The 11,643-nt window shown below is 76.7% G+C and carries 8 protein-coding genes and 1 pseudogene; 3 read left to right on the top strand and 6 right to left on the bottom strand.

Translation table 11 applies throughout. The features are described 5' to 3' along the window. Window positions 1-135: 135 nt before the first annotated feature. Both KBX37_RS31250 and KBX37_RS31245 read right to left on the bottom strand, forming a co-directional pair. Window positions 136-1,866, bottom strand: coding sequence for an ABC transporter ATP-binding protein (locus KBX37_RS31250; RefSeq protein ID WP_210779449.1), 1,731 nt, complete (start codon window positions 1,864-1,866; stop codon window positions 136-138). After that, window positions 1,863-3,590 (bottom strand): ABC transporter ATP-binding protein, encoded by a 1,728-nt coding sequence (locus tag KBX37_RS31245; RefSeq protein ID WP_210779452.1) that lies wholly within the window; start codon window positions 3,588-3,590, stop codon window positions 1,863-1,865. Before KBX37_RS31245 ends, KBX37_RS31250 begins: the two co-directional genes overlap by 4 nt. Window positions 3,591-3,823: 233 nt before the next feature. Here KBX37_RS31245 and KBX37_RS31240 point away from each other — a divergent pair, with 233 nt between their 5' ends. From KBX37_RS31240 to KBX37_RS31230, 3 genes are all read left to right on the top strand, one after another. Then, a complete protein-coding gene (locus tag KBX37_RS31240) occupies window positions 3,824-5,533 on the top strand; it encodes a bifunctional 3'-5' exonuclease/DNA polymerase (RefSeq protein ID WP_210779448.1) in 1,710 nt (569 codons plus the stop codon). Window positions 5,534-5,666: 133 nt separating this feature from the next. Then, entirely contained in the window at window positions 5,667-6,260 is a 594-nt protein-coding gene (locus KBX37_RS31235; RefSeq protein ID WP_210779447.1) for an NTP transferase domain-containing protein, read from the top strand. 94 nt (window positions 6,261-6,354) lie between these two features. Then, on the top strand, window positions 6,355-6,855 hold the full coding sequence (locus KBX37_RS31230; RefSeq protein ID WP_210779446.1) for a hypothetical protein: 501 nt from the start codon (window positions 6,355-6,357) through the stop codon (window positions 6,853-6,855). 55 nt (window positions 6,856-6,910) lie between these two features. Here the strand turns inward: KBX37_RS31230 and KBX37_RS31225 are convergent, their stop codons facing one another. The 4 genes and pseudogenes from KBX37_RS31225 to KBX37_RS31210 form a co-directional block, all read right to left on the bottom strand. Beyond that, window positions 6,911-7,837: an amidohydrolase family protein gene (locus KBX37_RS31225; RefSeq protein WP_307849285.1), complete on the bottom strand. Its 927-nt coding sequence runs from the start codon at window positions 7,835-7,837 to the stop codon at window positions 6,911-6,913. Next, window positions 7,834-8,643 (bottom strand): metal-dependent hydrolase, encoded by an 810-nt coding sequence (locus KBX37_RS31220; protein ID WP_210779445.1) that lies wholly within the window; start codon window positions 8,641-8,643, stop codon window positions 7,834-7,836. The genes KBX37_RS31225 and KBX37_RS31220 overlap by 4 nt, the downstream gene beginning before the upstream one ends. 100 nt (window positions 8,644-8,743) lie before the next feature. Continuing rightward, a complete protein-coding gene (locus KBX37_RS31215; protein ID WP_307849284.1) occupies window positions 8,744-10,537 on the bottom strand; it encodes a serine/threonine-protein kinase in 1,794 nt (597 codons plus the stop codon). A gap of 86 nt (window positions 10,538-10,623) precedes the next feature. Next, window positions 10,624-11,643, bottom strand: a pseudogene (locus KBX37_RS31210) (hypothetical protein); the annotation flags it as partial.

The raw sequence follows: 11,643 nt of genomic DNA, 5'->3' as shown, positions 1-11,643 counted from the left end.
TCAGCCGTTCATCTCCCGACCACGGGCAAGGGCACGGTCTGACCCTAGGACTCACCGGTCCAAGGGGTGGAAGTGCTCACTCGCCCGCGGCTACCGGACATCGAGTCTGCCTCCCGGCCAACCCGACACCTCCCATCAGGGGTGCCAGGAGCGCCAGAGGGCGGCGTAGGGGCCGTTGGCGCGGACCAGGTCGTGGTGGGTGCCGATCTCGGTGATCCGGCCGTCGGACAGCACGGCGACCCGGTCGGCGTCGTGCGCGGTGTTGAGCCGGTGCGCGATCGCGATGACGGTGCGCCCGGTGAGCACGGCCGCGAGGGCCCGCTCGGTCCGCCGGGCGGTGGTCGGGTCGAGGGCGGCGGTCGCCTCGTCGAGGATCAGCGTGTGCGGGTCGGCGAGCACCAGCCGCGCCAGGGCGAGCTGCTGGGCTTCGGCCGCGCCGAGTTGCCGGGCTCCGTCGCCGAGCGGGGTGTCCAGGCCGTCGGGGAGCGCGGCGTACCAGTCGGCGCCGACGGTGCGCAGCGCGGAGCGCATCTGCTCGTCGGTGGCGTCCGGCGCCGCGAAGGCGAGGTTGTCGCGTACCGAGCCGATGAAGACGTGGTGTTCCTGGGTCACCAGGGCGATCCGGCGGCGACGCTCGGCCGGGTCGAGGTCGGTGACCGGGCAGCCGCCGATGCTGACGACGCCGTGGCGGGGCGCGTCGATCCCGGCCAGCAGCCGGGCCAGGGTGGACTTCCCCGCCCCCGACGGGCCGACGACGGCCAGCCGCTCGCCGGGCCGGACCTCCAGGTCGATGCCGTGCAGCACGTCGTGGCCGGCGGCGTAGGAGAAGCGGGCCCCGCGTACGACGAGTCGCTCGTCGCGGGGGGCGCGCGCGGTGCCGGGCGCCTCCGGCGGCACCAGGCCGACACCGAGCACCCGGGCGAACGAGGCGAAGCCCCGCTGCGCCTGCTCCGTCCAGAGCAGGAGCCGGTCCAGCGGTTCGATGGCCTGTTGCAGGTAGAGCGCGGCGGCCACCACCGCGCCCAGCGAGACGTCTCCCCGGGACAGCAGGTACCCGCCGACGAGCAGCGCCGCGGCGACCGGCAGCGGGTAGCTGGCCTCCACCACGCTGAAGAAGACCGTCCGCAGCCCGAGCGTCGCGCGCCGCGCGGCCCACAGCCGGGCGATCCGCGTGGTGCCGCGGGCGATCCGCTCGTCGGCGAGGCGGAACGCCTCGACGGTGCGGGCGCCCTCGGCGGTGCTGGTCAGCGTCTCGGTCAGCGCGGCGGCGGCCGTGCCCTCGGCCAGGTACGCGGGGCTGGCCCGGCGCAGGTACCAGCGGGTCGCCGCGCCGATCGACGGCAGCCCGGCCAGCGCCGCCAGGCCGAGCAGCGGGTGCAGCAGGAAGACCGCCCCGAACAGCAGCGCCAGCTGCACCGAGGCGATGACCATGGTGGGCACCACGTCGCGGACGGTGGTGCCGACGGTGGACACGTCGACCGAGCTGCGGGTGGCCAGTTCCCCGGAGCCGGCCCGCTCGACGACGGAGACGGGCAGCTCGAGCGTGCGGTGGACGAAGTCCTCGCGCAGCTCCGCCACGGCCCGCTCCCCGAACCGGTGGCCCGCGTACTGGGCGTACCGGGAGAGCACCGCCTGCACCAGGACCGCCCCGCCGATCGCCAGCGCCAGCCGGTCGACGGTGGCCACCCCGGCACCCCCGGTGACCCGGTCGACGATGCGGCCCAGCAGCCACGGCGGGACGAGCCCGGCGACGGCGGCGGCGCTGTGCAGCGCCAGCACGCCCAGGACGGCGCGCCGGTGCCGGCCGATCAGGTCGCGCAGCGCCCGGCGTACGGCGCCGCGGTCGGCCACCGGCAGTCGGCTCACCGGAGGGCCCCCTCGGCGTCGGTGGGCCGGTCGACGTCCGGGTCGGCGCTGTCCCGGGCCACCAGCCGCCGGTAGCCGGGATCCCGGTCGAGCAGGTCGGCGTGGCCGCCGGTGCCGACGATCCGGCCGCCCTGCAGGTGGGCGACGGTGTCGGCCCGGCCGAGCAGCAGCGGCGAGGTGGCCAGCACGAGGGTGGTCCGCCCGGCCCGCGCGGCCCGCAGCCGCTCGGCGATCCGCGCCTCGGTGTGCGCGTCCACGGCGGAGGTCGGGTCGACGAGGATGAGCACCTCCGGCTCGGCGAGCAGCGCCCGGGCCAGCCGCACCCGTTGGCGCTGGCCGCCGGAGAACGTACGGGCCCGGGCGTCGAGCGGGGTGTCGAGCCCGTCCGGCAGCGCCTCGGCCACGTCCTCGGCGGACGCGGCGCGCAGCGCCGCCACCACCGGCTCGTCGTCGGTCCCCGGCCCGCCCCGGTCGTCCTCGCCGGCTCGGGGGCGCAGGACGTCGCGCAGCGTCCCGGCGAACAGGTACGAGTCGTGGTCGGCGACCAGGATCCGGGCCCGGACCTCGTCCAGCGCGATCCCGGTCAGCGGCACGCCACCCCAGGTGACGTCGGAGGCGACGTACCGGCCGAGCCGGTCGGCGAGCGCCAGCGCCTGGGCCGGGTCGTCCGCGGCGACCCCGGTCAGCCGCCCGGCGCGCACGGTCAACCCGGTCACCGGATCGTGCAGGTCGGCGGGACCGTCAGGCGCGGGCACCGCCTCCGGCCGGCGGGCCGCCGGCACCGGACCCCGCCCACCGGGCGCGGCCCGGCGACCGCCGACGTCGTCCGGGACCAGGCCGAGCAGGGCGACGATCCGGCGGGCGGCCACCCGGCCGCGGATCAGCTGGTGGCTGCCCTCCAGCAGGAACCAGACCGGCACGACGAGGGTCGCCACGTATCCGTATACGGCGACCAGTTCGCCGATGCTGATCTCGCCGGTGACCGCCATCCGGGCCGCCAGCCACACCACCGCCGCGAGGAACAGCCCGGGGATGGCGACGGTGGCCGCGTCGATCCAGCTGTTGACGGCGCCGACCCGGTAGCCCTCGGCGAGCAGGTCCCGGGACCGGGCGGCGTACCGGCGGGCGAACAGGTCCCGGCCGCCGACCCCGGCGAGGACGCGCAGCCCGGCGACGATGTCGCCGGAGCGGGCGGTGAGGGCCCCCTGCTGCTGCCGGTAGACCGACTCGGCGCGGTCGAGGCGGCGCAGCAGCGGCCCGACCACCAGCCCGACCGCCGGCACGCCCACCAGCACGCAGAGGGCGAGGAAGGGGGAGATCGACCAGAGCACCACGGCGATGACCGCGTAGGCGACGACCGCGCCCACCCCCGGGCCGGTCAGCGTCAGCACCTGCGCCGTCCAGTCGATGTCGGAGCCGCCGACGGTGGCCACCTCGCCCGCGGCGACCCGGCGCGGCAGCACCGCGCCGATCCGGGACAGCTGCCGCAGCACGACGGCGGCCGAGCGGGCCTTGGCGTCCTCCCGGATGAAGGTCATCGTGCGGTGCCGCATGATGCCCAGGTAGGACAGGCCCACCCCCGCGACGACGATCGCCGCGACCCAGAGCCACAGGGCGCGGTTGTCGCGGGCGCGCAACCCGTCGTCGACCGCGCGGGCGATCAGCCAGGGCCGCACCGACAGCCCGACCATCCAGGCCGTGCCGAGCAGGCTGCCGCGCAGCACCCGCCAGGGCTGGCAGCGAACCAGCCACCACAGGTAGCGCAACGGCCCCCTGGTGTCCGGAGTGCCGGGCTCGGAATGGGGGATCTGCGGGGGCACCCGCCCACGCTACCGACCACTGCGATGATCCACCGACCCGTCCGTCGACTTCCCGGCCCGCACCGCCGGTCCCTTCCGGCCGGCCGGGGCGGGCTCGCCGAGGGCCGGGGGCGGCGTGCGGGCGGGCGGATCGGTCGGTGTCACACGGGCGAGGCAGAATCGCATCCGTGCTGGTGGCGGTGGTGGCGGACGAGCGGGGCGGGGGAGTCCTCCAGCCCCTCGACGCCCAGGGGCGTCCCGCCGGCGCGGCCGGCGCCGTCGCCGACCTCGCCGCCGCGGTCGCCGCGCGGGAGGCCGCCGAGCACCCGCGCTGGGTCTGGGCCTCGGGTGTCGCGCTCTATCCGGCGCTGCTGCGCGCCGGGGTGCGGGTGGAGCGCTGCCACGACGTCGAGCTGACCGAGGCCCTGCTGCTCGGCCACGCCGGCCGCTGGGGCGAGCCGCGCTCGCTCGCCGCCGCGCACGCCCGGCTCACCGGGGCCGCCGTGCCGCCCGACCCGGCGCCCCGGCCGCCCGCGCCGCCCGGGCACGGCCAGGGCGCGCTCTTCGACGCCGTCCCCGGGCCGCCGGGCCCGGGCATCGAAGCCCTGGTCGAGGTGTACGCCGACCAGCTCGCCCGGATCGCCGCCACGCAGCACCCGGGCCGGTTCCGGCTGCTGGTCGCCGCCGAGTCGGCCGGCGCGCTGATCGGGGTGGAGATGGGCGCCGCCGGCCTGCCCTGGCGCGTCGACGTGCACGACGCGATCCTCGACGAGCTGCTCGGCGAGGCGTCCCCGGTTGGCGGGCCGCCCCGCCGGCTCGCCGAGCTGGCCGCCCGGATCGCCGACGCCTTCGGCGTACGTCAGGTGCACGCCGACTCCCCGGCGGAGCTGCTGCGGGCGTTCGCCCGGGCCGGGGTGGAGCTGCCCAACACCCGGGCCTGGGTGCTGCGCGGCGTCGACCATCCGGCGGTGCCGCTGGTCCTGGAATACAAGGAGCTCTACCGGATCTGGACGGCGCACGGCCGGGCCTGGCGGGACGCCTGGGTCTCCGACGGCCGCTTCCAGCCGGAGTACGTCCCCGGCGGGGTGGTCTCCGGCCGGTGGGCCACCCGGGGTGGTGGCGCGTTGCAGATCCCCAAGGTGATCCGGCGTGCGGTGGTGGCCGATCCGGGCTGGCGGTTGGTGGTCGCCGACGCCGGCCAGTTGGAGCCCCGGGTGCTCGCGGCGGTCTCCGGCGACGCCCGGCTCGCCGCGGCCGGTGGGGCGGGCGACCTCTACGCGGCCCTGGCCCAGGACGCCTTCGCCGGCGACCGGGCCCGGGCCAAGGTGGCCCTGCTCGGGGCGATGTACGGCCAGACCGGCGGGTCGGCCGTGCCCGCGCTGGCGGTGCTCAAGCGCAGCTACCCGACCGCGTTCGGCTACGTGGAGGCGGCGGCCCGCACCGGCGAGGTGGGCGGCCTGGTCCGCTCCTGGCTCGGGCGCACCTGCCCGCCGGGCACGGCCGGGTTCGTCGACGGGGACGAGGCGGGCGTCGACCCGGACGTCGGCGCCGACCCGCAGTCCCCGCGTGCCCGGGCGGCCCGGTCCCGGGGGCGGTTCACCCGCAACTTCGTCATCCAGGCCACCGCCGCCGAGTGGGCCTCGACGCTGCTCGCCACGCTCCGCGGCGAGCTGGCCGGCACCGCCGCCGAGCTGGTGTTCTTCCAGCACGACGAGGTGATGGTGCACTGCCCGGCCGAGCAGGCCGAGGCGGTCGCCGAGGCGGTCGGCCGGTCCGGCGAGCGGGCCTCGGCGCTGCTGTTCGGGGACACTGCGGTCCGGTTCCCGCTGGATCTGTCCATCGTCGACTGCTACGCCGACGCGGCATAGCGCACAATTTTCCTATTTGCCCCGCTACCCGGCGCCGGGGGCGCTCGTTGGGTCCGGTGTGCGCAACGGGCCGGGCAGCTCTGCCCGGTCCGTCTTCACGACGGAGGTGGCGCAGCTGAACCGGATCGCAGGGATGATCATCGCAGCGGGCGGGGGACGCCGGATCGGCGGACCCGAGGCGCTGCTGCACCAGGGTGGCACGCCCCTGGTGAACCAGATGATCGACACGATGACCGAGGCGGGCTGCGAGCAGATCGTGGTGGTCCTGGGCGCGGCCGCCGACCAGGTGCGGGAGACCGCCGACCTGAGCCGCGTCACGGTGGTGGTGAACCGTGCCTGGGGCACCGGGGTCGGCTCCTCGATCCGGGCCGGCCTGGCCGCGCTCACCGACGAGGGGGTCGAGGCGGTGGTGGTCGTCCCGGTGGACATGCCGGGCCTCACGCCCGCCGCGGTACGCCGGGTGGCCGCGCTGCCGTACCCGGACGTGCTGGTCTGCGCCACCTACGACGGGCTGCGCGGCTACCCGATGCTCTTCGGCCGGCGGCACTGGTCCGGCATCGCGACCCTGGCCAGCGCCGACGTCGGCGCCCGGCCGTACCTGCTGGCGCACAAGGACCAGATCGTCGACATCGGGTGCGACTCGGTGGCCGACGGCAGCCGGGTCGACACGCCCGAGTTGATGGCGCTCTACGGCCTGACGGTCCCGCCGCAGCGCGTCGGCGTCTGAGCCGTCCCCGGCACCCGGCACGCCGCCCGCTGCGCTACGGTTCGCCGAACGCGACGCCCTTCGGTGGGCGCGCGGCGCGGGGGAGGTGTGGTCGATGGTCGCTGCGGTGGGTCGGCACATCGCCGGGGCGGTGGCCGCCTGGGTCGTCTTCACCGTCGAGGGACTGGCCTGCTACCTCCTGCTGCTCGGCTACGCCCTGGTGACCGACGCCGGCGCCGGTGGCCCGCTGGCCGGGCCGGTGATGGTGCTGGTGGCCGCGCTGGCCGGTCTGGTGCTGGTGCCGCTGGTCGTCGTGCCGGCCGGGGTGGTCGCCGAGCTGACCGGTCGCCGTCGCGGCGGTCTGGCCGGGACGCTGGCCGCCGCCGGCGTGGCCGGCGCACTCACCCTGCTCGCCGTGGTCGGTGTCGCACTCGTGGACGGCGGCTCGCCGCTGGGCTTCGCGGTGGCCTGCGCCGTGGCAGCGCTCCTGGTGCTCCCGCCGACCCTGACGCACATCGGCATCGTGTGGGGCGCCCGGGAGGTGCCCCGACTGCTGGCCCGGCTCCGCCGCACCGGTGCGGCCGGCACCGACCTGCCGCCGGTCGCCACACGCTGACGCCTCCGGGCCCCGCCGGTCCACCCGGCGGGCAGCGCCGCGTCGGCGCTCCGGATCACACGACGCGCGGCACCATCGTTCGGTCCAGGTCGAAGAGGGCGGCGGCGCCGTCCCAGCACACCGCGCGCAACCAGTCGTCGCCCAGGTCGAGCCGGGCCAACCCGGCCAGCTGCTCGGCGTACGGGTAGGGGATGTTCGGGAAGTCGCTGCCCAGCAGCACCTTGCCGGCCAGCCCCAGCTCGCGCAGCCGGGGCAGCTCACCGGCGGGGAAGGGCACGAACCGGTCGAAGAACGGGGTGAACGCCATGGTGGTGTCGAGCCGCACCCGCTCGTACCGCTCGGCGAGGTCGAGGAAGGCGGCGTAGTCGGGCGCGCCCAGGTGGGCCACGATCGCGCTCAGCCGCGGATGCCGGGCCAGCAGGGCCGCGAAGCCCGCCGGCCCGGTGTGCGCGGTGCCGACCGGGGCGTGCCCGGCGTGCACCACCACCGGCACGGCCGCGTCGGCGAGCAGCCCCCACACCTTGTCCAGCGCCGGGTCGGTCGGTGCGAACCCGCCGACCTGGACGTGCACCTTGAACACCCGGGCGCCGCCGTCCAGCGCCTCGGCGACGTACCGGGGCGCGTCCGGCTCGGGGAAGAAGGTCGCCGAGGGCAGGCACCCCGGCGTGGCCCGGGCGAAGTCCAGCGTCCACCGGTTCAGCTCCGCCGCCATCCCGGGCCGGTGCGGGTACGCCAGCGCGCTGAACGCCCGTACGCCCATCCGCCGCAGGTGCGCCACCCGGTCGTCGTCGCTCCACCGGTACCGGATCGGCCACTCGGTGCCCACCAGCGGCCCGGCCGCGTCGAAGTACGCCCACACCCGGCGCAGCAGCCGGGGCGGCAGGAAGTGCACGTGCACGTCGGCCAGGCCGGGAATGCCCAGGTGCCGGCAGAACGCCGGAACGTCGTCGTCGTCGGCCGGCACCGGCCCGCTGGTGGTCACACCTCGATATTGAACCGGTGCAGCACCGACGGCGCCACCAGCCCGACCGCGGCGAGCACGGAGAGCACGGTCAGCGCGGTGCGCAGCACGATCACCTCGGCCTTGCTGCCGGTGCGCAGCGCGATGCCGTTCGGCAGGCCGACCATCAGCCACATCCGCCGTTTGATCGGGATGGGCCACAGGATCGGCACCCCGGCCTTGGTGATCATGTCGCCGAGGATGTGCACGAAGCAGCCCACCCCGACGGCCAGGCCGATCATCGGATAGCCCCGGTCGCCGGGCAGGTTGGCGAAGGTGAACCAGGCGGCGGCGGCCGAGGCCAGCGTGACGATGACCCAGCCGGCGCGCTCGGCCCACTCGTCGAAGAGCCCGCGCAGGGCCAGACCGATCATGAAGAACAGGATGCCCACCACGGCCCACTTGCCGTACGCCGCGCAGAGCGCGGTGGTGCCCCAGCCGACGAGGACGGTGAACGGCAGGGTGTGGGTCAGCGTCCGGTGGCCGTTGCTGCGGCGCGGGTCCCGGCTCAGCTTGGTGGCGTAGTAGACGCCGAGCGAGATCTTCTCCATCACCTCGGCGATGAAGAGCGAGAAGACCCCGAAGGTGCGGGCCACCGTCGCGCCGCCCTGGTTGCGGGTGACCTTGCCGGAAAGGTCGAGGTCGGGGAAGAGCGCCCCGCCGGCGCAGACCGCGGTGCCGACGGCCAGCGCCAGTGGCGACTGGTGGTAGTCGGCGAACTGGTCCAGCGCCCACGAGCCGGTCAGCCACACCGCCGCGCCGGACAGCGCGTGGGACGGTCCCATCATGTCGCGTCGCCCTCCCCAGGTTCTTGATCGACAAAGCTACGCCACTGTGTCAGAGCCGCCGCCGAGGGGCAATCACCCAGACGGTCCACAGGGGAGGGCGTCAGGCGGCGGGCCGGAAGCTCTGCCGGATCATCAGGAAGTATGTCGCGTTGACCTGCCAGTCGAACTCTTCTGTCAACCATGAGACGGTGTAGGCCCGGCCCGCCGCGACCGCCACCATCAACCGGGCGGTGTGCACCTGCACGCCGGCGGCGTTGAGCCAGGAGCACTCCCACAGCGCCCCGCCCCGGAACATGTCCAGCCGGGAGATGTCCACCCGACGGTAGCCGGGCAGCGCCCCGTCGCCGGTCAACCGTCGCTCCTCGGCCCGCCAGTGGGCGACCGGGTCCGCCGGCGCGACGCCGGGAGCCACGCTGAGCACCCGTCCGCCGCCCGGTTCCCGGAAGCAGGTCACCGGGCCGTCGGTGAAGCCCAGCCAGCGGGCCGGGGCGGCGATCCGGAAGCCGGTCGCGTCCTCGTACCAGGTCCACCCCGCAACCAGCGCGGGCTCGCCGGTCGGCGGTGGCACGGAGGGAACCGGGGTGGCGTCCGCCGGGGCGGACGTGCCGCAGGGAAAGGCGACGGGCCGCACGGCGGTCGCGCCCCCGGCGCCGCCGGGGGAGGGCGACGCCCGATCGCCGCCGCCGCGCCGCGCCGCCGCGCCCCCGGCACCGACCAGCAGCGTGCTCGCCACGGCCACCGCGACCAGCCCCTGCCGCCGGCGGCGCGCGCCGCCCCGGCGCGGTGGGACGACCGGGGCGGGTACGGCGGCGTCCCCCGGCACGGCGGCGTCCCCCGGTGTCGGCGGGCCCGCCGCGCGCTCGCCGCCGCCCCCGGCCGGCGGATCCGTCGGTGTCGGGGCGTCCGCCGGTGTCGGTGCGCCGCCCGCCGCCGGCCGGCCGGCCTCCCATGACGGGGGCGGCGCGGCGGCCGGGGCGCCGCCCGGCCGCGTCCCGGCGTCCGGAGCGGCGGGACGGGTGTCGTGGGACGCCGGCCGGTCGATCGCCTCGGGGCGCCGGCCCGCCAGCGGCAACCCGGCGTCGGTGGCGGCGAGCGCCGCCCGCAGCAGCCGTTCGGCCTCGACAGCGGTCTCCCGTCGCCACGGGTCGCGCTGCAACAGCCCCTCCAGCACCGGCCGGAGCAGCCCGGCCCGGCGGACCGGGTCGGGCGGCTCGGTGGCCAGCGCGCTCAGCGTCGCCATCGCGGTGGACCGGGCGTACGGGGACTGGCCCTCCACGGCCGCGTACAACGTCGCGCCCAGCGACCACAGGTCGGTGCGCGGGTCGGAGACGCCCTCCCGGGCCCGTTCCGGGGCGACGAACTGCGGTGAGCCGAACACCAGGCCCGGACCGGTCATCAGCCCGTCCCCACCGTCGAAGGTGGCCAGCCCGAAGTCGGTGAGCACCCGCCCGTCGTCGGCGACCAGCACGTTGTGCGGCTTGACGTCGCGGTGCAGCACCCCGGCGGCGTGCGCGGCGCGCAGCGCGGCCAGCACCGCCAGCCCGACCGTCGCGACCCGCCCCGGCTCCAGCGGTCCCTCGGTGGTGAGGATCTGCTGCACCGAGCGGGACGGCACGTACTCCATCACGATCCACGGGCTGTCCCGGTCGTGCACCACGTCGTAGAGCCGGACCACGTTGGGGTGGTTCAGCCGGGCCGCGGTGCGCGCCTCGCGCAGCGTCCGCAGTCGCAGCTCGTCCCGCTCGGCCTCGTCGAGCCAGTTGGGCGGGACGACCTCCTTGACCGCGACGTCCCGGTGCAGCATCTCGTCGCGGGCCAGCCAGACCCGGCCCATCCCGCCGCTGCCGACCAGCTCGAGCAACCGGTACCGCCCGGCGACCAGCAGTTGCTGCACGACGTTCCCCCTCGGCTACCCCCGATACACGATATCCAGCGGCCTGCGGTTTCTCATCCACAGCGCGGTCCGGTCCGGGGGTGCCGTCAGGTCGGCGAGACCACCTCGGTGACCCGGCCGCTGAAGCTCTGCCGCACCACGGTGAACTGCCCGGTCGCCGCGGCCCAGTCGTCGTCCGCCGTGCTCCAGCCGAGCAACCACCCGCCGGGCTCGTCGCCGGGCAGCAGCCGCAGCGCGTGCTGCCGTTCGCCGAACGGGGCCGTCCAGCGGCACTCCCACTGCGCGCCCCGGCCGGCGGCCGCGCCGATCCGCACCTTGGCGTAGTTCGGCAGCGTGCCGGCGTCGACCAGCCGGCGCTCCTGGGACCGCAGCCAGGCGACCGGGTCGGGGTGCTCGGCGGTGACCGGCTCGACGCTGAGGGTGCGCCGACTGGACGGATCCCGGAAGCAGGCGACCCCGTTCTCGGTGAAGCGGAGCCAGCCGACCGGCACCGTGACCCGCCAGCCCTCCTCGACGTGCCAGGTCCAGCCGGCCGGTGGGCGGAAGCCGCCGTCGGCGGTGCCGGGCCGGGCGACGATCGGTTCGCCGATCGGGTGGGGCCGCAGGCAGGGGAAGGGCGGTGGATTCGGCGGAGGGCCGCCGTCCGGCGGCGGCGGCCGGCCCGGTTCCCGGCCGTACGGTCGGTCCGGCCCGCCGTCGCCAGTGGAGGTGGAGCCGCTGGTCGGCGCGCCGTCCGACTCGTCGTCGACGATCGCGAAGGCGGTGCCGATCCCGGTGGCCGCCGCCACGCCCAGCGCCGTCACCACCAGCGCCACCCGGCGCGGGGTGAGCCGCAGCCAGGCCAGGACGCGCGCGAGCACGGCGCCGAGGTCGACCCGCGCGGCCCGGGCGGCGCGGGCGGCCGCGCCCTCCGCTTCGCCGGACCCGGCCGGACTCTCCTCGGCGGCGGGCAGCGCGGCGCCGGAGCGGCCCGCCGGGGCGTACGGCGACGACCGGCCACCGGACGATCCCGTGCCGCCGCTGCCGGCTCCGGACCGGTCCGGCACGCCGGGCCAGGGCGGCGGTGGAGTCACGATGGCCGCCGGGCGGGCGACGGAGCGCACCAC

Origin of the sequence: Micromonospora sp. U56 (assembly GCF_018070095.1) — a bacterium.
Taxonomy (GTDB): domain Bacteria; phylum Actinomycetota; class Actinomycetes; order Mycobacteriales; family Micromonosporaceae; genus Micromonospora; species Micromonospora purpureochromogenes.
Note: the sequence above shows the minus strand (reverse complement) of the source record. Positions and strands in the feature narration are given on the sequence as shown.